Annotated in this window: 14 protein-coding genes; 10 read left to right on the forward strand and 4 right to left on the reverse strand. The window is 62.0% G+C overall.

All coding sequences use genetic code 11. The features are described 5' to 3' along the window. The first annotated feature begins 26 nt into the window (after positions 1-26). From PMI01S_RS17055 to PMI01S_RS17065, 3 genes are all read left to right on the forward strand, one after another. A complete protein-coding gene (locus tag PMI01S_RS17055; protein ID WP_084321150.1) occupies positions 27-653 on the forward strand; it encodes a TetR/AcrR family transcriptional regulator in 627 nt (208 codons plus the stop codon). Between the two features lie 93 nt (positions 654-746). Next, positions 747-1,541: a substrate-binding periplasmic protein gene (locus PMI01S_RS17060; RefSeq protein WP_174602674.1), complete on the forward strand. Its 795-nt coding sequence runs from the start codon at positions 747-749 to the stop codon at positions 1,539-1,541. A 100-nt stretch (positions 1,542-1,641) separates the two neighbouring features. Next, complete coding sequence (locus PMI01S_RS17065) at positions 1,642-2,646, forward strand: GNAT family N-acetyltransferase (protein ID WP_084321152.1); 1,005 nt, start codon at positions 1,642-1,644, stop codon at positions 2,644-2,646. A 126-nt stretch (positions 2,647-2,772) separates the two neighbouring features. Here the strand turns inward: PMI01S_RS17065 and PMI01S_RS17070 are convergent, their stop codons facing one another. After that, positions 2,773-3,321 carry an RNA polymerase factor sigma-70 gene (locus PMI01S_RS17070; RefSeq protein ID WP_017339972.1) on the reverse strand — a complete coding sequence of 183 codons (549 nt, stop codon included), beginning with the start codon at positions 3,319-3,321 and terminating at the stop codon, positions 2,773-2,775. A gap of 388 nt (positions 3,322-3,709) precedes the next feature. Between PMI01S_RS17070 and PMI01S_RS17075 the strand changes: the two genes are divergently transcribed. Together PMI01S_RS17075 and PMI01S_RS17080 are read left to right on the forward strand one after the other, a co-directional pair. Beyond that, the gene (locus tag PMI01S_RS17075; RefSeq protein ID WP_084321153.1) at positions 3,710-16,708 is read left to right on the forward strand and encodes a non-ribosomal peptide synthetase; all 12,999 of its coding nucleotides are present in this window, start codon (positions 3,710-3,712) and stop codon (positions 16,706-16,708) included. Positions 16,709-16,911: 203 nt separating this feature from the next. Next, positions 16,912-17,724: an alpha/beta fold hydrolase gene (locus tag PMI01S_RS17080; protein WP_084321154.1), complete on the forward strand. Its 813-nt coding sequence runs from the start codon at positions 16,912-16,914 to the stop codon at positions 17,722-17,724. Positions 17,725-17,865: 141 nt separating this feature from the next. Here PMI01S_RS17080 and dsbG read toward each other — a convergent pair whose 3' ends face one another. Genes dsbG through dsbD form a run of 3 tightly spaced genes read right to left on the reverse strand, consistent with a single transcriptional unit; the run spans position 17,866 to position 21,214 of the window. Further along, positions 17,866-18,636 carry a thiol:disulfide interchange protein DsbG gene (gene dsbG, locus PMI01S_RS17085; RefSeq protein ID WP_084321155.1) on the reverse strand — a complete coding sequence of 257 codons (771 nt, stop codon included), beginning with the start codon at positions 18,634-18,636 and terminating at the stop codon, positions 17,866-17,868. After that, positions 18,612-19,478 (reverse strand): TlpA disulfide reductase family protein, encoded by an 867-nt coding sequence (locus PMI01S_RS17090; RefSeq protein WP_084321156.1) that lies wholly within the window; start codon positions 19,476-19,478, stop codon positions 18,612-18,614. Before PMI01S_RS17090 ends, dsbG begins: the two co-directional genes overlap by 25 nt. Continuing rightward, on the reverse strand, positions 19,478-21,214 hold the full coding sequence (dsbD, locus tag PMI01S_RS17095) for a protein-disulfide reductase DsbD (RefSeq protein ID WP_084321157.1): 1,737 nt from the start codon (positions 21,212-21,214) through the stop codon (positions 19,478-19,480). Before dsbD ends, PMI01S_RS17090 begins: the two co-directional genes overlap by 1 nt. A 153-nt stretch (positions 21,215-21,367) precedes the next feature. Here dsbD and PMI01S_RS17100 point away from each other — a divergent pair, with 153 nt between their 5' ends. From PMI01S_RS17100 to PMI01S_RS17120, 5 genes are all read left to right on the forward strand, one after another. Continuing rightward, positions 21,368-22,051, forward strand: a complete 684-nt coding sequence (locus PMI01S_RS17100; protein WP_084321158.1) for a response regulator — start codon at positions 21,368-21,370, stop codon at positions 22,049-22,051. Further along, positions 22,048-23,373, forward strand: a complete 1,326-nt coding sequence (locus PMI01S_RS17105; protein WP_084321159.1) for an ATP-binding protein — start codon at positions 22,048-22,050, stop codon at positions 23,371-23,373. Before PMI01S_RS17100 ends, PMI01S_RS17105 begins: the two co-directional genes overlap by 4 nt. A 216-nt stretch (positions 23,374-23,589) precedes the next feature. Beyond that, positions 23,590-24,075: a GNAT family N-acetyltransferase gene (locus tag PMI01S_RS17110; RefSeq protein ID WP_084321160.1), complete on the forward strand. Its 486-nt coding sequence runs from the start codon at positions 23,590-23,592 to the stop codon at positions 24,073-24,075. A 76-nt stretch (positions 24,076-24,151) separates the two neighbouring features. Beyond that, a complete protein-coding gene (locus PMI01S_RS17115; protein ID WP_084321161.1) occupies positions 24,152-25,564 on the forward strand; it encodes an aspartate aminotransferase family protein in 1,413 nt (470 codons plus the stop codon). A gap of 81 nt (positions 25,565-25,645) precedes the next feature. Continuing rightward, positions 25,646-25,873: an MbtH family protein gene (locus tag PMI01S_RS17120; protein ID WP_008033724.1), complete on the forward strand. Its 228-nt coding sequence runs from the start codon at positions 25,646-25,648 to the stop codon at positions 25,871-25,873. Positions 25,874-26,133: the final 260 nt, after the last annotated feature.

The raw sequence follows: 26,133 nt of genomic DNA on the forward strand, positions 1-26,133 counted from the left end.
GTGAATACGACTGTAGGAGAGAACGGGTGGACGAGCAAAAAGCCCTGAGGGTCATGCGCGAACTGGTCGACAGCGGCCAGTTGACCGACCCGGACAGCGCCCGCGGCAAACTGCTGCAAGTCGCGGCCCACCTGTTCCGCAATAAAGGTTTTGAACGCACCACAGTGCGCGATCTGGCCGGTGCCGTGGGCATTCAGTCGGGGAGTATTTTTCATCACTTCAAAAGCAAGGACGAGATCCTGCGGGCGGTGATGGAGGAAACCATTCGCTACAACACCGCGTTGATGCGTGCCGCGATCGCTGAAGCCGATAACGTGCGCGAGCGGGTGCTGGCGCTGATTCGCTGCGAATTGCAGTCGATCATGGGCGGCAGCGGCGAGGCCATGGCGGTGCTGGTGTATGAATGGCGTTCGCTGTCCGAAGACGGCCAGGCGAAGGTCCTGGCACTGCGCGACATCTATGAGGACCTCTGGCTGCAGGTGCTGGGAGAGGCCAAGGACGCGGGATTCATTCGTGGGGACGTGTTCATCACCCGCCGTTTTCTGACCGGTGCGCTGTCCTGGACCACGACGTGGTATCGCGCGGATGGCAGCATGAACCTCGATCAATTGGCCGATGAGGCGTTGATTCTGGTATTGGAAGAAAAACAATAATTTCGCACAGGGCGGCAATAAACTGGCTAAGTGGCGGAAACCGCCTAGCTTGAATTGATTGATGCGTATTTTTTTGGGGAGTGGGAAGTTTTGATGTCTTCGCCAATTCGGACGGCCTCGCGGCTTTTGCTGGCGGCGCTTGCGGCGTTTTGGGTATTGCAGTCCCCCGCTGCACAGCTGGTGCGGGTCGGTGCCGCACATTTCCCGCCTTATACCGTGCGCCCGGAATCCGGGGCCGACACCGGTCTGTTGCCGCAGTTGGTCGAAGCGCTCAATGCGTTACAAAGCGACTATCAGTTCGAGCTGGTGCCGACTTCCATTCCGCGACGCTTCGGTGACTTCAAGCAGGGCCGGGTGGACATGGCGATTTTCGAGAACCCGGGCTGGGGCTGGAAGGACGTCCCTCACGTCAGCGTCGACATGGGGCTGGAGGACGCGGAAATCTTTGTCGCGCAACGAATCCCGAATCGTCAGCAGAACTACTTTTCCGACCTCACCGGCAAGCGACTGGCGCTGTTCAGCGGTTATCACTACGAATTCGCCAATTTCAATGCCGACCCGAAAGTCCTCGCGCAAAACTACAACGCCACACTGACCTATTCCCATGACAGCAACCTGCTGATGGTGCTGCGCGGGCGCGCCGACATTGCCCTGGTGACGCGCTCCTACCTGAGCGATTACCTGCTGCGCAACGAGAAGGTTGCTGATCAGTTGCTGGTGTCCGAGCGCATCGATCAGGTCTATCACCACTACGCCATTCTCCGTCCCACGGCGCCCATCAGCGGCGAGGCATTCGGCAAGTTGCTGCAAGGATTGCGTAACAACGGCCAGATGCTGAAGATTTTCGATCCGTACAAGATCGCCGTGGTTCCGGTTCCGGGCAGTTGAACACGCGTCAAAGATTGCGTGTTTGCCTGTGCCGCTTAAATTTTCCGCGCTGGCTGACGTCACATCGTTGAACTGTCGACGATTACCGTGAGCCCGACCCATGCCCGATCTGAATGACCAGACTGCCCTGGCCTTGCCGACAGGGCGTCGCCTTGTCGCTGAAGAAAGCGAAAACCGGCTGACACTGAGCCTGGACGCGCAACCCCTGATTACCCTGCGCCTGGCGCGCGAGCCCGAGTTGCAGGTGCAGGTCGAGGCACGCCCCGATACTCAGGCGTTGTGGGCTGCCTGTTATTGGTTGTTTGCCCGTGACCCTGCGTGTCAGCACCTGGCGTGGCACCTCGATGAAGCTCCCGTTGAAGCCTTGCTCAGTGGATTACTGATCGCGAGCGAAACTGCTGGCCAGTATCGCTGCGAGCGCGCGTTGTTCTGGCAGTTGCCGCAGCCCTGGGTGGGGGCGTCGATGACCGGCAGCTATCCACAACAGATGGTGATCAGCGGCGGCAAGCGTCATCCGTTGCGACCAGTGAAGCCTCGCGGTGAGGTCTATCGGCGTTTTGATGCGCGACTGGGCGCGTGGATTTCCCTGCGGACGGTGGACATCGGTCTCGACCTTGAGCGATTCAACCGCTGGCAGAACAGTGCGCGGGTGGCGAGTTTCTGGCAGGAAGAGGGCAGCCTCGAACAGCATCGCGAGTACCTGGGCAAACTCGAAGCCGATCCACACACTGTGACGCTGATCGGCTGTTTCGATGATCAGCCGTTTGCCTATTTCGAAGCCTACTGGGCCAAGGAAGACCGCATCGCGCCGTTCTACGAGGCGAGCGATTACGACCGTGGCATTCACATGCTGGTCGGCGAAGAAAATCATCGCGGTCCGCACAAGGTGGCGAGCTGGTTATCGGCGTTGACGCATTACCTGTTTCTCGACGATCCACGCACCCAGCGGGTGGTCGCCGAACCGCGCGCCGATAACGCGAAGATGATCGCGTATATGCAGGGGCAGCGTTTTCATTGCGAGAAAGAGTTCGACTTCCCGCACAAGCGTGCTGCGTTGATGGTGTTGGGGCGGGAGCGGTTTTTTGAGCGGTGTGTGTTGGCTTGATTGACAAGGCTCAAGACCTGCACCGTTCTTGAGTCCGTCATCGCGGGCAAGCCCGCTCCCACAGGGTTAGCGCTGAACCTGTGGGAGCGGGCTTGCCCGCGATGGGGGCGATGCAAATGTCGGCTCTTACCGACGGGCGAAGGTATCCGCGCGACTGCCCGACACCTTGCGGCAATGCACCAACGCATCACGAATCATGAAGTTCACCAGGGTTGGCGAAACGCCCAGCTCCTTGGCGATGTCCTTTTGCGGCACACCGTGCAGGCGGTACATCTCGAAGGCGTAGCGGGTGCGGCTCGGCAGCTCCGTCAACGCGTCGGCGATGTTTTCCAGGGTCGAGAAATTGATGTGCGAGGTTTCCGGCGAAGCGCCTTGAATCACCACATTCAACCCTTCCTCTTCAGGCCCCGAATACTTTTGTTCCAGCGCCTGCTTGCGGTAGTGATCGATCGCCAGGTTGCGCACGATCTGGAACAGGTAACTGAGCTGAGCCTTGATCGAGGATGTGATCTGCGGCGCCGATTGCAGGCGGAAGAACGCATCCTGAACCACATCTTCGGCACGTGACCGGCAGCCGGTGATACGGGCAGCAATCTTGACCAGAATCAGTCGATTGTCGACGAATGCCTGAAGTAGCGGTGAATCGCACCTGCTTGTGGATACTTGTTCCGTCATGGAAATCACCTTGCTGCAAATAGGGTCGTGGGACGACTGGAAGAATCGGAGCCGTCCTACACATCGAGCGACAAATTATTCTGAATGATAATGATTGTCAATTGAGAAAGAGAAGTAATGCTCTTCAAAGGTGCGCAGTGAGAACTGCGACACGCTGTCGCGCCCGCTTGCGGCAGCCGCGCCCCCGTTGACGATCACGCCTGCCGACTAATTATTTCAAGACGCCATCCGTTCTCATTGGTGAATGGCTCCGGGCGCCAGCCCCGGCCAAAACAGCATTCCCAATGCCTTGCGCGGTCGGCGAAGACCGCGTCCTGCATGCCCCCCGAAGGGGCGTGACGTCAGAAAACCGATTCCATTTACAAGCCGAATTCAGGCAGGAAACCTCATGACCGACGCGTTCAAAATACCTGGCACACTGGTCCAAGCCCTTCAGCGCCGCGCGGCCCTGACGCCGGACCGGGTGGCCTTGCGTTTTCTCGCCGAAACACCGGATCAGGCAGTGGTGCTCAGTTATCGCGAGCTGGATCAACGGGCGCGCACCATTGCCGGTGCGTTGCAGGCCCAGGCGGATTTCGGTGATCGTGCGGTGCTGTTGTTTCCAAGCGGTCCGGACTACGTCGCGGCGTTTTTTGGTTGTTTGTATGCGGGCGTGATTGCGGTGCCGGCTTATCCGCCGGAGTCGGCCAAGCGTCATCATCAGGAGCGCCTGCTGTCGATCATCAGCGACGCCGAACCGCGTCTGCTATTGACCAGCGCCGGCCTGCGCGACGCCTTGCTGCAAATCGAAGGCGCGCCGCCGCTGCTGTGTGTCGACACCCTTGATACCGCGCTGTCGGAGCGTTGGGGCGAGCCGAACCTTGAAGGCGATCACATCGCGTTCCTGCAATACACTTCCGGCTCCACGGCGCTGCCTAAAGGTGTGCAAGTCAGCCACGGCAATCTGGTGGCCAATGAACTGCTGATTCGCCACGGTTTCGGCATCGACCTGAACCCGGATGACGTGATCGTCAGTTGGCTGCCGCTGTACCACGACATGGGTTTGATCGGCGGTCTGTTGCAACCGATTTTCAGCGGCGTGCCGTGCGTGTTGATGTCGCCGGCGTACTTCCTCGGCCGGCCGCTGCGCTGGCTGGAAGCGATCAGCGAATACGGCGGCACCATCAGCGGCGGGCCGGATTTTGCCTATCGACTGTGCAGCGAACGGGTCAGCGAATCAGCGCTGGAGCGCCTCGACCTGAGCGGCTGGCGCGTGGCGTATTCCGGTTCCGAACCGATTCGACTCGACACTCTGGAACGTTTCGCCGAGAAGTTCGCGAGCTGCGGTTTCACCCCGGACAGTTTCATGGCGTCCTACGGCTTGGCGGAAGCCACGTTGTTCGTCGCAGGCACACCGCGTGGTGAAGGCATCGGCAATCTGCGGGTGGACGATCAGGCGCTGGCACAAAACCGTGCCGAAGCGGGCGAGGGCAGCGCGATCATGAGTTGTGGCATCAGTCAGCCCAATCACGCGGTGCTGATTGTCGATCCATTGGCGCTCAACGAAATGGCCGACAACGCGATCGGCGAAGTCTGGGCCGCCGGGCCGAGCATCGCCCACGGCTATTGGCGCAACCCCGAGGCCAGTGCCAAGACCTTCGTCCAGCACGCCGGAAAAACCTGGCTGCGCACCGGTGACCTGGGTTTCAAGCGCGACGGTGAACTGTTCATCACCGGGCGCCTGAAAGACATGCTGATCGTTCGCGGCCACAACCTGTACCCGCAAGACATCGAACAGACCATCGAGCGTGAAGTGGAAGTGGTGCGCAAAGGTCGCGTCGCGGCCTTCGCGGTGAACATCGACGGTCAGGAAGGCATCGGCATCGCCGCGGAAATCAGCCGTAGCGTGCAGAAAATCCTGCCGCCCGAGGCGCTGATCAAGGCCATTCGCCAAGCCGTGGCCGAGGCGTATCAGGAAGCGCCGAGCGTGGTGGTGTTGCTCAATCCGGGCGCATTGCCCAAGACCTCCAGCGGCAAACTGCAACGTTCGGCGTGCCGCAATCGCCTGGCGGATGGCAGCCTCGACAGCTACGCAGTGTTCCCGTCGGCGACCACTGAAAACGAGGCGAAAACCGAATCGGGTTCCGAACTGCAAACCCTGATCGGCCAGATATGGTCCGAGCAATTGCAGGTCAAACAGGTCAATGCCGATGACCACTTCTTCCTGCTCGGCGGTAACTCCATCGCTGCCACTCAAGTGGTTGCGCGCCTGCGCGAAGAGCTCGGTCTGGAGCTGAACCTGCGCCTGCTGTTCGAAGCCCCGACCCTCGGCGCATTTACCGCCGCGGTCGCGCAGCAACAACAGGACGGCGGCCTGGCCCAAGGTGCGATCAGCGCGCTGTCGCGCAACGAAGCGCTGCCGCAATCCTTGGCGCAAAACCGTCTGTGGATCACTTGGCAGCTCGAGCCGCAAAGCAGCGCCTACAACATTCCTGGCGCCTTGCGCCTGCGTGGCGAGCTGGACGAAGACGCCTTGCGCGCCTGCTTCCAGCAACTGATCGAACGCCACGAATCCCTGCGCACACGTTTTTTCGAGCGTGACGGTGTAGCGCTGCAACAGGTCGACGCCGCCGGCGAATTCAACCTGCAATTTATCGACATCAGCGATTTGCCCGTCGCCGAGCGTGAAGCCCGCGCGCAACAAATCCGCGAGGACGAAGCGCACACCCAGTTCGATCTGGAAAAAGGCCCGCTGCTGTGGGTGACCCTGGTGCGCCTCGATGATGAGGATCACCAACTGCTGGTGACGCTGCACCACATCATCGCCGATGGCTGGTCGCTGAACGTGCTGATCGACGAGTTCTCGCGCCTGTACGCCGCTGCGTCCCAAGGGCAAACGGCAACACTCGCGCCACTGCCGACTCAATACGCCGACTACGGCAGCTGGCAGCGTCAATGGCTGGCGCAAGGCGAGGGCGAGCGGCAACTGGCCTACTGGAAAGCGCAGTTGGGCGACGAGCATCCGACCCTGAGCCTGGCCACCGATCACCCGCGTTCGGCGCAACACTGTCACAGCGCCGCGCGTCACACCGTGCGTTTGGCTGCACACCTCAGCGAGGCGATTCGCCAGACTGCCCAGGCCCACGACGCCACGACCTTCATGCTGCTGCTCGCAGCGTTCCAGAGTCTGTTGCATCGCTACAGCGGCCAACGCGACATTCGCATCGGCGTGCCGAACGCCAACCGTCCGCGCCTGGAAACCCAGGGCCTGATCGGCTTCTTCATCAACACCCAGGTGCTGCGGGCCGAGGTGGATTCGCGGTTGCCGTTTGTTGAGTTGCTGGCGCAAACCCGTCAAAACGCGTTGGGCGCACAGGCGCATCAGGACCTGCCGTTCGAACAACTGCTGGAAGTCTTCCCGCAAGCCCGTGAACAGGGTTTGTTCCAGGTCATGTTCAACCATCAACAACGGGACCTGAGCGCACTGCGTCGCTTGCCTGGCCTGCTCGCTGAAGAACTGCCGTGGCACAGCCGCGAAGCCAAGTTCGACTTGCAACTGCACAGCGAAGAAGACCGTAACGGTCGCCTGAGCCTGTCCTTCGACTACGCCAGCGAACTGTTCGACGCCACCACCATCGAGCGACTGGCCGAGCATTTCAGCCATCTGCTGCGCGCCATCTGCGAGCAGCCGAATACGGCCGTCGGCGACCTGCAACTGTTGGCGCCGAATGAGCACGATCAGCAGGAAAACTGGAGCGCCGCACCCTGCACGCCAGCCAGCCAATGGCTGCCGGAACGGCTCAACGATCAGGCCCGCCTGACGCCTGAACGCACCGCGCTGCTGTGGGACGGCGGCAGCCTGGACTTCGCCGAATTGCACGCCCAGGCCAATCGTCTCGCCCATTACCTGCGCGACAAAGGCGTCGGCCCGGATGTGTGCGTGGCCATCGCAGCCGAGCGTTCGCCACAGTTGCTGATCGGTCTGCTGGCAATCATCAAGGCCGGTGGCGCCTACGTGCCGCTGGACCCGGATTACCCGGCCGAGCGCCTGGCCTACATGCTCAGCGACAGCGGCGTGGAATTGTTGCTGACCCAAACCCGATTGCTCGACCGACTGCCGGCCACCCACGGCGTCAGTGTGATCGCGATGGATGCGCTGCACCTGGAGAACTGGCCGAGCCAGGCGCCGGGTCTGCATCTGCACGGCGACAACCTCGCTTACGTGATTTACACCTCCGGTTCCACCGGCCAGCCGAAGGGCGTCGGCAACACCCACGCAGCCCTCGCCGAACGCCTGCAATGGATGCAGAACACCTATCGCCTGAACGACACCGACGTGCTGATGCAAAAGGCGCCGATCAGTTTCGACGTGTCGGTGTGGGAATGCTTCTGGCCGCTGATCACAGGGGCGCGTTTGCTGATTGCCGGGCCTGGCGAGCACCGCGATCCGCACCGCATCGCGCAACTTGTTCAGCAATTCGGCGTGACCACGCTGCACTTTGTGCCGCCACTGCTTTCGTTGTTCATCGACGAACCGCTCACCGCCGAGTGCACCAGCCTGCGCCGCGTATTTTCCGGCGGCGAAGCCTTGCCTGCCGAGTTGCGCAACCGCGTGCTGGAGCAACTGCCGGCCGTGCAACTGCACAACCGCTATGGCCCGACCGAAACCGCGATCAACGTCACTCATTGGCATTGCCGCAGGGCCGATGGCGAGCGCTCACCGATTGGCCGCCCGTTGGGCAACGTTATCTGCCGGGTGCTCGACAGCGAGCTCAACCCGGTCCCGGTCGGCGTGCCCGGTGAACTGTGCATCAGCGGTATCGGTCTGGCCCGAGGTTATCTGGGGCGTCCGGGCCTGACCGCCGAACGCTTTGTGGTCGATCCATTGAGCGAGCAAGGCGCACGTTTGTACCGCACGGGCGACCGTGCACGCTGGACTGCCGACGGCGTGATCGAATACCTCGGCCGTCTCGATCAGCAGGTCAAGCTGCGCGGCTTTCGCGTCGAACCGGAAGAAATCGAAGCGCGCCTGCTGGCGCAGGACGGTGTCGCGCAAGCCGTGGTGCTGGTGCGCGAAACCGCCGCTGGCGGGCAATTGATCGGTTACTACACCGCCACTGAAAACAACGAAACCGAAGACGCACAAACCGCACGCCTGAAAGCCGCACTGACGGCCGAGCTGCCGGAATACATGGTCCCGGCGCAACTGATGCGCCTGGACGAAATGCCCCTCAGCCCCAGCGGAAAACTCGACCGCCGCGCCTTGCCGGAACCGCAGTGGCAAGTGCGCGAACACGTTGAGCCGGTCACTGAACTTGAACAGCAAATCGCCGCGATCTGGCGTGAAGTGCTGGGCTTGAAGCAGCTCGGTCTGCGCGACGACTTCTTCGCCCTCGGCGGACACTCGCTGCTGGCCACGCAAATCATCTCTCGCACTCGGCAGGCTTGCGACGTCGAGTTGCCGCTGCGAGCCTTGTTCGAAAACAGCGAACTGGGTGCATTTGCCGAGCAGGTGCAACGGATTCAGGCCAGCGGCAATACCAACAAACAACCGCCGATCGAGAACGTCGACCGCAGCCAACCGGTGCCGCTGTCCTATTCCCAGCAGCGCATGTGGTTCCTGTGGCAGATGGAGCCGGACAGCCCGGCCTACAACGTCGGCGGCATGGCGCGGTTGCGTGGGGTGCTGGATGTCGGACGCTTCGAGACGGCGTTGCAAGCGCTGATCATGCGTCACGAAACCTTGCGCACCACATTCCCGAGCGTTGATGGCGTGGCGCAGCAGCGAGTGCACCCGGAAACCGGGATGCGCATGGACTGGAAGGATTTCTCGGCGCTGGAGGCTGACCTGCGCGAACAGCGGGTGCAGGCACTGGCCGACAGCGAAGCGCACAAGCCCTTCGATCTGGAAACCGGACCCTTGCTGCGCGCCTGCCTGGTCAAGACCGCCGAGCAGGAGCATTACCTGGTGCTGACCCTGCACCACATCGTCACCGAAGGCTGGGCGATGGACATTTTCGCCCGGGAGCTCAGCGCGCTCTACGAGGCGTTCGTCGATGACCGCGAATCGCCGCTGGCGCCGCTGCCGGTGCACTATCTGGATTACAGCGTCTGGCAGCGTCAGTGGCTGGAATCCGGCGAGCGTCAGCGTCAGCTCGACTACTGGACCGCGCAACTGGGTCGCGAACATCCGCTGCTGGAATTGCCTGCCGATCGTCCGCGTCCTGCGGTGCAAAGCCATCAAGGCGAGCTGTTCCGTTTCGACCTGAGCGACGACCTCGCCGCACGGGTTCGCGCCTTCAATGCGCAAAACGGTCTGACTCTGTTCATGACCATGACCGCCGCGCTCGCTGTGCTGCTTTATCGCTACAGCGGCCAGACCGACCTGCGCATCGGCGCGCCGGTGGCCAACCGTATTCGCCCGGAAAGCGAAGGGTTGATCGGTGCGTTCCTCAACACTCAGGTGCTGCGTTGCCAGCTCGATGGGCAGATGTCGGTCGGTGAGTTGTTCGAGCAGGTGCGTCACACCGTGATCGAAGGACAGTCCCATCAGGACCTGCCATTCGATCATCTGGTGGAGGCTTTGCAACCACCGCGCAGCGCTGCGTACAACCCGCTGTTCCAGGTGATGTGCAACGTGCAGCGCTGGGAGTTCCAGCAAAGCCGCACGCTCGCCGGCATGACTGTCGAGTACCTGGCCAACGATGCGCGCGCGACCAAGTTCGATCTCAATCTGGAAGTCACCGACCTCGACCATCGGCTCGGTTGCTGCCTGACTTACAGCACCGATCTGTTCGACGAACCGCGCATTGCACGCATGGCCGGGCACTGGCGCAATCTGCTGGAGGCGTTGCTGGCCGATCCGCAACAGCGCTTGAGCGAGCTCCCGTTGCTGGAAACTGCCGAGCAGCAAAACCTGCTCGACAGCCTCGGCGTCGAGCCGGGCGAACATCGACTGGACCAGTGCATCCATCACCTGTTCAGCGAGCAGGCCCTGGCGCGCAAGGATGCGCCGGCGCTGACGTTCGCCGGTGAAACCCTGAGTTACGCCGAACTCGACAGCCGCGCCAATCGTCTGGCCTGGATGCTCCGCGAGCGGGGTGTCGGGCCGCAGGTTCGCGTCGGTCTGGCGCTTGAGCGGTCGCTGGAAATGGTCATCGGCCTGCTGGCGATTCTCAAGGCCGGTGGTGCTTATGTGCCGCTCGATCCGGAATACCCGCTCGATCGCCTGCATTACATGATCGAAGACAGCGGCGTCGGTTTGCTGCTCAGCGATGCGGCGATGTTCAAGGCCCTCGGTGATCTGCCAGCCACCGTCGCCCGTTGGTGCCTGGAGGACGACGCTGCGGAACTGGCTGATTACCCGGCCACTGAGTTGCCGTTCATCAGCCTGCCGCAACACCAGGCGTACCTGATTTACACCTCGGGCTCCACCGGCAAGCCGAAAGGCGTGGTGGTGTCCCACGGTGAAATCGCCATGCACTGCCAAGCAGTGATCGAGCGCTTTGGCATGCGCCCGGACGACTGCGAGCTGCATTTCTATTCGATCAACTTCGACGCCGCGACCGAGCGTTTGCTGGTGCCGTTGTTGAGCGGTGCGCAAGTGGTCTTGCGTGCTCAAGGGCAGTGGGACGCGGAAGAAATCTGCGGAATGATCCGTCGCCACCACATCAACATCCTTGGCTTCACCCCAAGCTATGGCAGCCAACTGGCGCAGTGGCTGGCGACTCAGGGCGAAACCTTGCCGGTGCGCATGTGCATCACCGGCGGCGAAGCCCTGACCGGCGAGCACTTGCAGCGCATTCGTGCGGCGTTCAAACCGAGCCTGTTCTTCAACGCCTACGGTCCTACGGAAACGGTGGTCATGCCGTTGGCCAGTCTTGCACCGCAGCAGCTTGAAGAGGGGCTGGGCAGTGTGCCGATTGGCAGCGTCATTGGCGCTCGTGTGGCGTACATCCTCGATGCCGAACTGGCGTTGGTGCCGCAAGGCGCAACCGGTGAGCTGTACGTCGGCGGTGCCGGTCTGGCGCAGGGTTATCACGACCGTCCGGGCATCACGGCGGAGCGATTCGTGGCCAACCCGTTTGCAGCGGATGGCGGGCGGATTTATCGCACCGGCGACCTGGTGCGTCAGCGCGCCGACGGTTTGGTGGAATACCTCGGGCGCATCGACCATCAAGTGAAAATTCGCGGTTTTCGCATCGAGCTGGGCGAGATCGAAACCCGTCTTCTGGAACATGAATCGATCCGTGAAGCTGTGGTTTTGGCACTGGACGCACCGAGCGGCAAACAGTTGGTTGGCTATCTGGTGACCGAGGTCGCTGAGCAGGACGAAGCCCAACAAACCGAGTTGCGCGAAGCCCTCAAGGCTTACCTGAAATCGCAACTGCCGGATTACATGGTGCCCACGCACCTGATCCTGCTGGCCAGCATGCCGCTGACGGCCAACGGCAAACTCGACCGTCGTGCGTTACCGGCACCGGACCCTGAGCTGAATCGTCAGGACTATGTGGCCCCGAGCAACGAGCTGGAAATGACGCTGGCGCAGATCTGGTGTGAAGTGTTGAACGTTGCGCAGGTCGGGCTCAACGATAACTTCTTCGAACTGGGCGGCGACTCCATCCTGTCGATCCAGGTGGTCAGCCGTGCGCGGCAGCAGGGCATTCACTTCAGCCCGCGTGACCTGTTCCAGCACCAGACCGTACAGGCACTCGCCGCTGTGGCCAGTCGCACTGAACAGGTCAAGGCCGAGCAAGGCTTGCTCACCGGCGAATCGCGTCTGACGCCGATCCAGCACTGGTTTTTCGACACCGACATGCCCGAGCGTCAGCACTGGAACCAGGCGTTGTTGCTGGAGCCGACCGTTGCGCTGGAGCCTCATCGTCTGGAGCAAGCGCTGCTGGCGGTGATCGAACAGCACGACGCCTTGCGCCTGCGTTTCACTGAAACGGCGGATGAATGGACGGCGGCTCACCACAAGGTAGGGGGCGCGCCGGTGCTGTGGCAGGTGCGGGTGTCGGCGATGGATAAGTGCGCGGAACTGTTCGCCGATGCCCAACGCAGCCTCGACCTCGAACAAGGGCCCTTGATGCGCGTGCTGCTGGTCGATGGTCCCGAAGGCCAGCAACGGCTGTTCTTCGCGATCCATCACTTGGTGGTGGACGGCGTTTCCTGGCGCGTATTGCTCGACGATCTGCAAACGGTGTATCGCCAACTGGCGGCTGAACAGTCGGTCAAACTGCCGGCGAAAACCAGCGCCTTCAAGGACTGGGCCGCACGCTTGCAGGCGTATGCCGGCAGCGAGTCCCTGCGTGAAGAGCTGAGCTGGTGGCAGGCGCAACTGGCCGGGCCGAGCGCCGGATTGCCATGCGAGCGGCCCGAGGGCGGCCGGCAGAATCGTCACGCCGAAACCGTCAGCGTGCGCCTCGATGCCGAGTACACCCGGCAACTGTTGCAACAGGCACCGAGCGCCTATCGCACCCAAGTCAACGATCTGTTGCTGACGGCACTGGCCCGCGTGCTGTGCCGCTGGAGCGGTCATGAGTCGGCGTTGATTCAACTCGAAGGCCACGGTCGCGAGACGCTGTTCGACGAGATCGACCTGACCCGCACCGTTGGCTGGTTCACCAGCGCTTATCCGTTGCGCCTGACGCCGCTGAACATCGAAGAGGCCGCGGGGCAGGGCCCGTCGATCAAGGCGATCAAGGAGCAACTGCGTGGCGTGCCGCACAAGGGCCTGGGTTATGGCGTGCTGCGTTACCTCGCCGATGAGCCGTGCCGTGAAGTCATGGCCGCGTTGCCGGTGGCACCGATCACCTTCAACTACCTCGGCCAGTTCGACCAGAGCTTCGGCGCGGACGCGTTGTTCCGTCCGCGGGATGAAGCCGTCGGCGCCGCCCACGATCCGCGTGCGCCGCTGCCCAACGAGCTGAGCGTTGACAGTCAGGTCTACGGTGGCGAACTGGTGCTGCGCTGGACCTTCAGCGCCGAACGCCACGACGCGCAAACCATCAGCGAACTGGCGGACGCCTACCTCGGCGAATTGCAGAGCCTGATCGAGCATTGCCTGCGTGACGAGGCAGGCGGCCTGACGCCGTCGGACTTCCCGCTGGCGAAGCTGACCCAGCCGCAACTCGACGCACTACCGATTCCGGCCACCGCCATCGAAGACGTCTACCCGCTGACGCCGATGCAGGAAGGCATGTTGCTGCACACCTTGCTGGAACCGGGCACCGGCCTCTACTACATGCAGGATCGTTATCGCATCAACAGCGAACTCGATCCGCAGCGTTTCGCCGAGGCCTGGCAAGCGGTGATCGCCCGTCATGAAGCCTTGCGTGCGTCGTTCTGCTGGAACATCGGCGAAGACATGCTGCAAGTTATCCACAAGCCGGGCAGCACGCCTATCGAGTACTTCGACTGGACCGACCTCGCCGAGCCCGAGCAAGAACCGACACTGCAAGCATTGCTGAAAAGCGAGCGCGAAGCCGGGTTCGATCTGCTCAACCTGGCACCGTTCCACCTGCGTTTGATCAAGGTGGGCGAAGCGCGCTACTGGTTCATGATGAGCAACCACCACATCCTCATCGATGCCTGGTGCCGGTCGCTGTTGATGGCGGATTTCTTTGAGATTTATACCGCGCTGGGCGACGGTCGCGAGGCCCGATTGACCGTGCCGCCGCGCTATCGCGACTACATCGGTTGGCTGCAACGCCAGAGCCTGGACGAAGCGCGGCAGTGGTGGAAAACCAACCTGCAGGGCTTCGAACGCACCACGCCGATTCCGAGCGACCGACCGTTCCTGCGCGAACATGCGGGCGACAGCGGCGGCATGATCGTCGGCGACCGCTACACCCGTCTCGATGCCCGCGACGGCGCGCGGTTGCGTGAACTGGCGCAGGCCCATCAGTTGACCATCAACACTTTCGCGCAAGCGGCGTGGGCCCTGGTGCTGCGGCGTCTGAGCGGTGATCGCGACGTGCTGTTCGGCGTCACGGTGGCCGGGCGTCCGGTGGAGATGCCGGACATGCAACGCACTGTCGGGCTGTTCATCAACAGCATCGCGCTGCGGGTGAAAATGCCCGAGGACGATCAGCGTTGCAGTGTTCGTCAGTGGCTGAGTGACTTGCTCGACAGCAACATGCAATTGCGCGAGTACGAATACCTGCCGCTGGTGAGCATTCAGGAAAACAGCGAATTGCCGAAAGGCCAGCCGCTGTTCGACAGCCTGTTCGTGTTTGAAAACGCGCCGGTGGAAGTCTCGGTGCTGGACCGTGCGCAGAGCCTCAACGCGACCTCGGATTCGGGCCGTACCCACACCAACTTCCCGCTGACGGCGGTGTGCTATCCGGGCGATGACCTGGGCTTGCACCTGTCTTACGACCAGCGTTATTTCGACGAATCGACCGTCGAGCGCATGCTCGGTGAGTTCAAGCGCTTGTTGTTGGCGCTGGTCGAAGGTTTCCACGGCGACATGGCTGATTTGCCGTTGCTCGGTGGCGAGGAGCAGGACTTCCTGATTAATGGCTGCAACCAGAGCGAACACGATTACCCGCTGGAGCAAAGCTACGTTGCGTTGTTCGAAGCGCAGGTCGCGTTGCATCCACAACGGATCGCCGCCAGTTGCCTCGATCAGCAATACAGTTACGTTGAGCTGAACCAGCGCAGCAACCGCCTCGGCCATGGGTTGATTGCGGCGGGTGTCGGGCTGGATCAACCGGTGGCGTTGCTGGCTGAACGTAACCTCGACCTGCTCGGGATGATCATCGGCAGCTTCAAGGCTGGCGCCGGTTACCTACCGCTGGACCCGGGGCTGCCGAGTCAGCGTCTGAGCCGGATCATCGACCTGAGCCGTACGCCGTTGCTGGTGTGCACGCAGGCCTGTCGCGAACAGGCTGTGGCGCTGCTGGAGGAATTCGGTTGCGCCAATCGGCCGCGGTTGCTGGTGTGGGAAGAGGTGCAGGCGAGCCATGTGTCGGTGGCCAATCCGGGCATCTACAGCGGCCCGGACAACCTCGCCTACGTGATCTACACCTCGGGTTCGACGGGGCTGCCCAAAGGTGTGATGGTCGAACAGCGCGGCATGCTCAATAACCAGTTGAGCAAGGTCCCGTACCTGAACCTCAGCGACGCCGATGTGATCGCCCAGACCGCTTCGCAAAGCTTCGATATTTCGGTCTGGCAGTTTCTCGCTGCACCGTTATTTGGTGCGCGGGTGGACATCGTGCCGAACACCATCGCCCACGATCCACAGGGTTTGCTGGCGCATGTCTCGGCCCAGGGCATCACCGTGCTGGAAAGCGTGCCTTCGCTGATTCAGGGCATGCTCGCCCAGGAACGCATGAGCCTCGAGGGCCTGCGCTGGATGCTGCCGACGGGTGAAGCGATGCCGCCGGAACTCGCGCACCAATGGTTGCTGCGCTACCCGGATATCGGGCTGGTGAATGCTTACGGGCCGGCGGAGTGCTCGGACGACGTGGCGTTTTTCCGTGTCGACAAGGCATCGACTCGCGGCAGTTACTTGCCGATTGGCACGCCGACCGACAACAACCGTTTGTACCTGCTCGATGGCGCGCTGGACCTGGTGCCGTTGGGTGCGGTGGGCGAGTTGTGCGTGGCCGGCACCGGTGTCGGGCGCGGTTATGTCAGCGATCCGCTGCGCACGGCGCAGGTGTTTGTGCCGAACCCGTTTGGCGAGCCCGGGGACCGTCTGTATCGCACTGGCGACCTGGCCCGTCGGCGCAGTGACGGCGTGCTGGAATACGTCGGTCGCATCGACTATCAAGTGAAGATTCGTGGTTACCGCATCGAACTGGGTGAAATCGAAGCGCGTCTGCACGAGCAACCGGAGGTGCGCGAAGCGGCGGTCGGTGTGCAGGACGGCGTGAACGGCAAACACTTGGTGGGCTATCTGGTCGCAACGGATTCGGCACTGAGCCCGACCGAACGCCTGGAGCGCATCAAGCAACGCCTGCGCGCTGAACTGCCGGAATACATGGTGCCGCTGCACTGGTTGTGGCTGGAGCGGATGCCGCTCAACGCCAACGGCAAACTGGATCGCAAGGCGTTGCCGACGCTGGAGATCGGCCAGTTGCAGAGCCAGGATTACCAGGCGCCACGCAATGAGCTGGAGCAGACGTTGGCGGACATCTGGGCCGAGGTGTTGAAGGTCGAGAAGGTCGGTGTGCGCGACAACTTCTTCGAGCTGGGCGGGCATTCGCTGCTGGCGACGCAGATTGCCTCGCGGGTGCAGAAATCGCTGCAACGGGATGTACCCCTGCGGGCGATGTTCGAGTGCAGCACGGTGGAGGAACTGGCGGAGTACATCGACGGGTTGGCCGCGAGTGACATCACCGAGGAGAAGGTGGACCGGTTGAATGACTTGATGGCGGAGTTGGAGGGGCTTTGATTCTCCAGCGTCTGTGAGGGCCCCATCGCGAGCAAGCCCGCTCTCACATTTGGCCTGCGAACACAGTTCGAATGTGGGAACGGGCTTGCTCGCGATGGCGTCGGTGAAATTTGCGCAGATTTGCGCGTTGACTGTCGCTTCGGACCCACTCAGTCTTCCTCCTGCTTTTTTTGCTGAATCCCATTTCACAAAGGAACCAGTCAATGCCCTTCGTTACGATTGACGGACAACCCCTTCACTACATCGATCAAGGCACCGGCCCCACGGTGCTGCTCGCCGGCAGCTACCTCTGGGACCAAACCATGTGGGCGCCGCAGATCGCCGCGCTGTCGCAGCAATACCGGGTCATCGCCCTGGACCTGTGGGGGCATGGTGAATCAGGCCCGCTACCCGAAGGCACGCAATCGCTGGATGACATCGCCCGTCAGGCATTGGTGTTGCTCGATCATCTGGACATCGACCGGGTCACGCTGGTCGGTCTGTCGGTAGGCGGCATGTGGGGCGTGCGTCTGGCCTTGTCGGCGCCGCAGCGAGTCAATGGCCTGGTGCTGATGGACACCTACGTCGGTGTCGAGCCGGAACCGACCCGCCAGTACTACTTCTCGCTGTTCAAACAGATCGAAGACAGCGGGGTGATTGCGCCGCAATTGCTCGACATCGTCGTGCCGATCTTCTTTCGTCCGGGCATCGATCCGCAGTCGGCGCTGTATCAGGATTTTCGCGCGAAGCTGGTCGCGCTGCCGCCGGAGCGCTTGCGTCAAAGCATCGTGCCGATGGGCCGGATTACGTTTGGTCGGGATGATCTGTTGCCGCGTCTGGGCGAGTTGAATGCTGACGCCACGCTGGTGATGTGTGGCGATCAGGACAAGCCGCGGCCGCCGTCGGAGGCGCAGGAAATGGCCGGGTTGATCGGTTGTCCGTGTGTGCTGGTGCCGGAGGCGGGGCATATCTCCAATCTGGAGAACCCGTTGTTTGTGACTGAGGTTTTGCTGAAGTTTCTGGCTGAGAGAAATTAGTTGATTCTGCTGATGCCTTCGTGGGCAAGCCTCGCTCCTACAGGATTATGTCGATTGCAAACATTGTGATCGACATAAACCCCGTAGGAGCGAGGCTTGCCCGCGAAGAGGCCGGCAAAAACACTAAAGAGTCGGGAAAAATCACTTCGGCCCGAGAATCTTCACCAGCTTGTCCGGCGAAGGCGCGCCTTGCTGCTGTTGCAACTCACCCTTGTCGTCCATGTAGAAAATCGCCGGTGTCGCCTGCAACTCCAGGTCTTCCATCAGCTGCATGTTCGCCGCCAGTTTCGCCTGAATCGCCGGCGGCACATCTTTCAAGGCCTTGAGCGAGCTGGCCTTGCCGGCTGCTTCGTGGTCTTGCAGGGCTTTTTGCGGATCCTTGGCGGCCAGCAACGCCGCGGATTTGCCCGGACTGTCCTCACGAATGATACCGACCATGATGTGCCGCAATTGCACCTTGCCGGCCTTCACCCACGGCCGCGCCTGTTCCCAGAACATGTTGCAGTAAGGGCAGTTCGGATCGCTGAACAGGTACACCACGCGCGGTGCGTCCTTGTTGCCGTCACCGATCCAGTTGCTGGCTTCCATCTTGCCCCAGATCTCCTTGGCCATCGGCGCGTAAACCAGTTTCTGCAAGGGCGCGCTGCTCAGGTCATTGCCCTCGGCGTCGTACAAACTGCCCAGCAACACATGTTTGCCATCGGGCGTCAGGTACAGCGCCATGCCGCGGTTCTGGTACTGCGCGGCATAACCGCGCAGACCGTCGGGCGCGTCGAACTGGCCGACAATTTTGGCGCCCTTGGCTTCGATTTTCTTGATCGCTTCGGGCAGTTCTTCAGCGGCCTGTACCGACGGCAGATGCAGCAGGGCGGCACCCAGGGTCAGCGTCAGCAGGTGGCGGAGGCGGGGCATGGCAGTTTCCTTGAAGAGGTGGCCGGTACGGCAGGATTCGGGGTTTCGAAGTTTTCCAGGGCGCGAGCCAGGCTGGCTTCCGACAGCTCGCCCAAGTGGCTGCCCAACAGGCGACCGTCGGGGCTATAGAACAGCGTAGTCGGCAATGCCATCGAGCCGACGGCCTGGCCCAACCGGCCACTGCCGTCGAACAGCACGTTGGACAGGCTCAGGCCCTGTGTTTCCAGAAAGGTGCTGACGCTTTGCATGCTTTCGGCCTGATTGACGAACAGAAAAGTCAGGTCCGGGCGATGTTGCTGGGCGTTTTCCAGGACCGGCATTTCCCGACGGCACGGCGGGCACCAGGTCGCCCAGAGATTGATCACCAGCGGCCCACCCTTGTAGTCCGCCAGTTGCACGGTTTCACCGGCGGCATTGCGCAGGGTAATGTCCGGCAGGCGCGTGCCTTGTTCGTAAATCGTCAGCGAAAAGGTAGCCAGCACCCAGAACGCCAGGCCGCTGGCTACGCCGAAGCCCAACGGACGGCGCAAGCCCGGCCGACGCCAGCCGCGATACAACGCGGCGAGCAACAGCACGATCACCCCGGGCAATGCGAGGAAACCGCCGTCGCGCAAGTCGATGACTTGCCACGGATCATTGCGATAGTGCGTCCAGTAGAGCGCCACGAAGCTGGCCCGGGCGGCCAGCATGCCGATCAGAAACAGGCTGAACAGCGCCGACTCGGGATTCTCGCCACCGCGCTTGGCCGCCCGCCAGCCGACAAACGTCGCCAGCGCCAGGGCACTGATCAGCAGCAGGTGGTTAAGCGCGATGGCAAACGTGCCGAGGGTAAAAGTCAGCATTAACGGGCGTCTCGGGTGGTGGTCCAGCGTTGCAGGAAAGTGTCGGCATCGACCTCGCCGGTGATGCGCTGGCTGCGACGCTCGATGCCGTCGGCGCCGATCCACAGAAAACTCGGTGGCCCCGGCACTTTATAACGGCCGAGCAGTTCGCGGCTGGCGGCATTGTCGGCGGTCACGTCCAGCCGTAGCAAGCGCACTTCGCTGAGGGCTTCGAGCACTTTGGCTTTGCCGAACACCTGTTTTTCCATGACCTTGCACGACACGCACCAGTCGGCGTAGTAGTCCAGCAGCACCCACTGGCCCTGAGCCTGCGCCGCGTCTAGTTCCCGTTGCAGCGCGGTCGGGTCCTTGATCGTGGTGAAGGCGTCGTGGCCGACCGGGCGGGTGACATTGCTCGCATTGGCAGTGCTATAGACCTGCAGCGGTTTCAACAGGTCATCACTGCCGCCCGCCGCACCGATCATCAACAGACTGCCCCACACGCCGAGCAGCAATGAGCTGGCACCGAACAGATGCGCGACGCGTCCGAAACCTTCGGACTGTTTCCAGGCGCTGTAGGCGGCAATCAGCAACAACGCACCGCACAGACCGACCCACAACGACTCATCCAGCACCGGCCGCAGCATCAGCAACGCGGTGGCGAGGAACAGGAAGCCGAACACGCCTTTGAGCAGGTTCATCCAGGCACCGGGTTTGGGCAGGAAGCGATTGCCGACCGTCACCAGCAACAGCAGTGGCACACCAATGCCGATGCCCATGGCGAACAGAATCAACCCGCCGTGCAGCGCGTTGCCACTTTGCGCGATATAGAGCAGAGCACCCGCCAGCGGCGCGGTCATGCACGGACCGACCAACAGACCGGACAACGCGCCCAGCACACCCGCGCCGATCAGGCTGCCACCGCGTTGATTGCGCGATACGTTTTCCAGCCGGTCACGCAGCGCCACCGGCAGTTGTAACTCGAAAAAACCGAACATCGGCAGCGCCAGCAGCACAAACACCGCGGCGAAACTGCCCAGCAACCACGGGTTTTGCAGCAGCGCCTGCAAGTTCGCCCCAAGCAGCGCGGCGAGGACGCCCATCGCCGCATACACCAGCGCCATGCTCACGACATAGCTGGTGGCCAGCGCAAACCCGCGTTTTGGCGTGGCGCCGCTGCCCACGATCAAACCGGCGAGAATCGGCAGCATCGGCAGCGAGCAAGGGGTGAAGGCCAGCAACAGGCCCAGACCGAAGAACACCAGCAAACTCCAGCCCAGCGCCCGTTGTTGCAGGCTGCTGGCCAGGGCTTGATCCGGGGCTTCGGTCGTCGCGGAAGTGACAGCACTGCCGCCCAGATCCACCACCTGGGTTTGCGGTGGATAACACAGACCGGCATCGGCACAGCCCTGGACGCCAACCTTGATCGTGCCCGTCGCACCGGCCGGAATCTTCAGTTCCAGGCCCTGGCGATACACCGGCTGTTCGCCGAAGAATTCATCACTGTGAGGCTCGCCTTCGGGTAACGCAGGATGCAGCTCGGCGGGCAACCCATCGAATTTCAGGCGTTTCTGATACAGGTAGTAACCGTCGGTGATCTGCCAATAGAGCTGCATTTCACCTGATTCGAGGCGCTCGGAGGTGAAGACAAACGCCTTTTCCACCGGCAGGAACTCAGGTTTGGTTTCGAACGGATTGGTCCCTGCCTGGGCCACACCCGAGATCAAGAGCACAAAAAACAAAAACAGTCGACGCATGGGTCAGCCTTATCCCTTTGCAAGTGAGGTGCACAATGGGAGGCGGCGATTAACCGATGATTAACCGCGATAACCTTGTGGACGTGGCGCTTGCGGCATAATGTCCGCTTAATCGGCCACCGGCCTAATCAGCTTTTTTCAACAGGGTTGACCATGCACGTACTGGTTTGCGAAGACGACGAGCTGATCGCCAGCGGCATTGTCGCCGGTCTCACCGCTCAAGGCCTGACGGTCGAACACGTAGCCACGGCTTCGGCTGCCCGCGCCATGCTCAAGGTCGCCGAGTTCGACGTTATGGTGCTCGATCTCGGCCTGCCCGACGAGGACGGCCTGAAGCTGTTGCAGCAGTTGCGCCACAACGGTCTGGAGATTCCGGTGCTGATTCTCACCGCGCGGGATTCGGTCACCGACCGCGTCGACGGGCTGCAAGCGGGTGCCGATGATTACCTGCTTAAACCGTTCGACTTGCGTGAACTCGCCGCGCGCCTGCACACGTTGTTGCGGCGGGTGGCGGGGCGCAGCGTCAACCTGATCGAGCACGGTGCCCTGACCTACGACCCGAGCAGCCGCGAAACCATGCTCGCCGGCCAACCGGTGGACCTTTCCCGTCGCGAACAGTCGCTGTTGCAAGCTCTGCTGCACAACCGGGGCCGGGTGCTGTCCACCGAGCAGTTGAAAGACAGCGTCTACGGTTTCAACGACGAGCTGGAAAGCAACGCCCTCAACGTGCATATCCATCACTTGCGGCGCAAACTCGGCAATGGGATTGTCGAGACGGTGCGCGGCCTGGGCTATCGCCTGGGGCCGGCCGATGGTGCAGAGGACGTGAAAAAGTGATGAGCCTGCGTTTGCGCCTGAGCCTGACACTCGGCGCCGCATTTGCGCTGATCTGGGCCCTGGCGGCAGCCTGGATGCTCAGCGACCTGCGCAACCAGATGATGTTTTCCCTCGACCAGCGGCTGGTGGCGTCGGCGCGCATGGTCGCCGGTCTGATGGAGCAATTGCCGGCCTTGCCGACCAAGGGCGAGGGCACCCATTTCAGCGCCGAACAACTGAATATTCCGGGGGGCATGGCGTGTCAGGTCAGCTCGCTGCGCGGGGAAATCCTCGCCCGCAGTCACACCGATCCGCAACAAACCCTGGAAGCCGAGAAAATGGGCTTCCACGATCAGATGATCGACGGCGCGCCGTGGCGCAGCTTCACCCTGGCCCGTGGCGACCTGCGCATCACCACCGCTGACCGGCAGATCGAGCGTGAAGCGCTGAACATGTCGATCCTGCTGGCCGCTTCGGTGCCGGTCGGCGTGGCATTGCTCGGTTGCCTGTGCCTGCTCTGGCTGGGCATCGGCCAGGGACTGGCGCCGCTGAACCGCATGCGCGACGCCTTGATGCGCCGCAGCGCCGACTCGCTCGAGCCTTTGCAGATCCAGCCGCTGCCCAGCGAATTGCAACCGTTGCTGGATACCCAGAACCAGTTGTTCCAGCGCATCGGCAAGACCATCGAGCGCGAACGCCGCCTGACCGGTGACGCGGCGCATGAATTGCGCAGCCCGCTGACGGCGATCAAGACACACCTGCAAGTGGCGCGCATGACCGACGGCGCGGCGCGGGATCAGTCGCTGGCCCGGGCGGAGGAGGGTGCCGACCGCCTGCACCGGACCCTTGAACAACTGTTGCTGCTGGCGCGGGTCGAGGGCAGCCTGTCGTTCGACGATGGTGTGCAATGCAGCGCCGAGCAAGTGGCGAAACTGGCGATTCAGGATGCCGCCAGTGGTGATCGTCAGCGGATCAAATTCAAGCTGCCGCCGGTACTCTCCCATGCCCCGGTGCAAATGCCCGCGGTGCTGTCGATTGCCGCGCTGCGCAATTTGCTGGACAACGCCCTGCGCCATACTCCGAACGACGGTCCGGTGGAACTGAGCCTGGAGACCACCGGCAGCCGTGTGCAGTTCGTGGTGCGCGACCATGGCCCGGGCATTGCCGAAGACGATCTGCAACACCTGACCCAACGCTTCTGGCGCAACGGCCAGAGCACCGGCTGCGGCTTGGGGCTGGCGATTGTCCAGGCGATCGTTCAGCGTTGTGGCTGCACGCTGCATTTCGACAGCCGCCCGGATGGCTTGCGGGTTGAGTTGAGCATGCCGTTGCAACCGGTCTGACCAACACCCCAATCCCCCTGTAGGAGCCGGCTTGCTGGCGATAGCGTCCTCAAAATCAACATAGATGTTGACCCTGCGGTCGCCATCGCCAGCAAGCCGGCTCCTACAAGGGTTTGTGTTGCACATCAAATGTAACCTCTCTCCATTGGCATTTCTGTCACCACCGACGCTATCGTCCCCGACAGCTTTTTCTCAATGGATTGAGGTCACAGCGCCATGGATGCACCCCTGCACATCTGCAAGGCAACCCCCGCCGACGCCGGCATCATCAGTCGGATCGTCGAGCGTTCGATCCGCGTCGGCTGTGCGCTCGACCATCGCAACGACCCGCGAACCGTCTCCTCCTGGACTCACAGCAAAACCACTGAACACATTCAAGCGTGGCTGACCGACCCACGGTTGTACCTGAACATCGCCCTGTTGCAGGACAAACCGGTGGGCGTTGCGATGGCGGCGATCAGCGGCAAGGTAGCGTTCTGTTACGTGCAGCCGGAATGGTTTCGACGCGGTGCCGGGTTGGCGCTGGTCCACGACCTCGAAAGCTGGCTGATTGAACGCGGTTTGGCGCAGGCCCGACTCAACAGCACCCGAACCAGCGAAGCCTTTTACCGTCACCTGGGTTATCAGCCCTGCGCCGAAACCTTCACCGTCGCCGGGCTCCACGCCATCCCCATGCACAAGGCACTGACGTCACCTTCATAAAAGCTGATCAAGGGTCTAAATCCTCGGCGCGCTGATGCGTTTCCAGAACAGGAAAACCTTATTGAGGGGTCGAGAGATGTCAGTCGCTACCAGCCTTATGGAAGATCAGTCGGCCCGGATCACTCCGGCGCCGACCGAGACGCTGTATCAGTTCAACGAATCGCCATTGCTGGCACGCCAGAGTCAGCAGGAATCGAATGCCCGCAGCTACCCGCGACGCATTCCCCTGGCCCTGAAGCGTGCCAAGGGCATTTATGTCGAAGATGTTGAAGGCCGCCGTTTCATTGACTGCCTGGCCGGCGCCGGGACGCTGGCCCTGGGGCATAACCATCCGGTGGTGATCGAAGCGATCCAGCAAGTGCTGACCGATGAACTGCCGCTGCACACTCTCGACCTGACTACGCCGGTCAAGGACCAGTTCGTCCAGGACCTGTTCGGTCTGCTGCCGCCTGAGCTCGCCGCTGAAGCAAAGATTCAGTTCTGTGGTCCGACCGGCACCGACGCCGTGGAAGCCGCGCTGAAACTGGTGCGCACCGCCACCGGACGCAGCACCGTGCTGTCTTTCCAGGGCGGTTATCACGGCATGAGCCAGGGCGCGTTGAGCCTGATGGGCAGCCTGGGGCCGAAAAAACCCTTGGGTGCGTTGCTCAGCAGCGGGGTGCAGTTCATGCCGTATCCCTACGATTACCGTTGCCCGTTCGGCCTGGGCGGCGCGCAGGGTGTGCAGGTCAATCTCAACTATCTCGATAATTTGCTGAACGATCCCGAGGCCGGCGTGCAATTGCCGGCCGCTGTGATTGTGGAGGTCGTCCAGGGCGAGGGCGGGGTGATCCCGGCTGACCTTGACTGGTTGCGCGGTGTGCGGCGCATCACCGAGAAGGCGGGCGTGGCGCTGATCGTCGACGAAATCCAGAGCGGTTTTGCCCGTACCGGCAAGATGTTCGCCTTCGAGCACGCCGGGATCATTCCGGACGTGGTGGTGATGTCCAAGGCCATCGGCGGCAGCTTGCCGCTGGCGGTGGTGGTGTATCGCGACTGGCTCGACACCTGGCTGCCGGGCGCCCACGCCGGAACGTTCCGCGGCAATCAAATGGCGATGGCCGCGGGCTCTGCGGTGATGCGTTATCTGGTCGAGCACAAGGTGTGCGAACACGCTGCCGCCATGGGTGACCGCTTGAGCGAACACTTGCGCATTCTGCAGCGGGACTTTGCGCAACTGGGCGATATTCGTGGTCGCGGCCTGATGCTGGGGGTCGAGCTGGTTGACCCGACGGGCGCGCCGGATGGTCAGGGTCACCCGCCGATTTTTGCGCGTCTGGCGCCGCTGGTGCAGCGTGAATGCCTCAAGCGTGGGCTGATTCTTGAGCTGGGCGGCCGTCATGGTGGTGTGGTGCGTTTTCTGCCGCCACTGGTGATCACCGCTGCGGAAATCGATCGGGTCGCGGAGATTTTCGGTCGGGCCATGGCTGCTGCTACCGACAGCCTTTAAATTTTCCGGGCTCCGGAACGTTCTTTCTACATAACGGCTGCGCACGCCGTGCAGCCTACCTAACAGCGATGGAGAGACAGCATGACGTCAGTTTTCGACCGCGAGGACATCCTCTTTCAGGTCGTGGTCAACCACGAAGAGCAGTACTCGATCTGGCCCGACTACAAAGCCGTGCCAGAAGGCTGGCGCACTGTGGGCAAAAGCGGGCTGAAGAAGGAGTGCCTGGCTTACATCGAAGAAACCTGGACGGACATGCGTCCGTTGAGCTTGCGCAAGAAGATGGAAGAGCAGGCGGCAGTGGCTCACTAAGATTTTCGCGCAAAGAGAAGCCCGCTGGACCGAGGAGGTCAGCGGGCTTTTTTTGCTTTGGGCGTTGTGTTGTCTGGCAGGTGTGTTTTCTGAGCAAACCATGATCTCTGTGGGAGCGAGCCTGCTCGCGATGGCGGCCTGACAGCTGATCTTTGTTCTCACGGATGTACCCTGAACCCCTGTAGGAGCTGGCTTGCTAGCGATGGCTGAGCATCAGGCGACGCAGGTTTTGATGGTGTACATATCCGTAACCGCGGGGG

This window comes from Pseudomonas migulae NBRC 103157 (assembly GCF_002091715.1).
In the GTDB taxonomy this organism is placed as follows: Bacteria; Pseudomonadota; Gammaproteobacteria; order Pseudomonadales; family Pseudomonadaceae; genus Aquipseudomonas; species Aquipseudomonas migulae_A.

What these genes read in the sequence shown, in the direction of transcription:
- PMI01S_RS17110 (WP_084321160.1), top strand. Translation starts at nt 23,590, where the DNA reads ATGGATGCACCCCTGCACATCTGCAAGGCAACCCCCGCCGACGCCGGC.
- PMI01S_RS17120 (WP_008033724.1), top strand. Translation starts at nt 25,646, where the DNA reads ATGACGTCAGTTTTCGACCGCGAGGACATCCTCTTTCAGGTCGTGGTC.
- PMI01S_RS17100 (WP_084321158.1), top strand. Translation starts at nt 21,368, where the DNA reads ATGCACGTACTGGTTTGCGAAGACGACGAGCTGATCGCCAGCGGCATT.
- dsbG (WP_084321155.1), bottom strand. Translation starts at nt 18,636, where the DNA reads ATGCCCCGCCTCCGCCACCTGCTGACGCTGACCCTGGGTGCCGCCCTG.
- PMI01S_RS17065 (WP_084321152.1), top strand. Translation starts at nt 1,642, where the DNA reads ATGCCCGATCTGAATGACCAGACTGCCCTGGCCTTGCCGACAGGGCGT.
- PMI01S_RS17115 (WP_084321161.1), top strand. Translation starts at nt 24,152, where the DNA reads ATGTCAGTCGCTACCAGCCTTATGGAAGATCAGTCGGCCCGGATCACT.
- dsbD (WP_084321157.1), bottom strand. Translation starts at nt 21,214, where the DNA reads ATGCGTCGACTGTTTTTGTTTTTTGTGCTCTTGATCTCGGGTGTGGCC.
- PMI01S_RS17080 (WP_084321154.1), top strand. Translation starts at nt 16,912, where the DNA reads ATGCCCTTCGTTACGATTGACGGACAACCCCTTCACTACATCGATCAA.
- PMI01S_RS17070 (WP_017339972.1), bottom strand. Translation starts at nt 3,321, where the DNA reads ATGACGGAACAAGTATCCACAAGCAGGTGCGATTCACCGCTACTTCAG.
- PMI01S_RS17090 (WP_084321156.1), bottom strand. Translation starts at nt 19,478, where the DNA reads ATGCTGACTTTTACCCTCGGCACGTTTGCCATCGCGCTTAACCACCTG.
- PMI01S_RS17060 (WP_174602674.1), top strand. Translation starts at nt 747, where the DNA reads ATGTCTTCGCCAATTCGGACGGCCTCGCGGCTTTTGCTGGCGGCGCTT.
- PMI01S_RS17075 (WP_084321153.1), top strand. Translation starts at nt 3,710, where the DNA reads ATGACCGACGCGTTCAAAATACCTGGCACACTGGTCCAAGCCCTTCAG.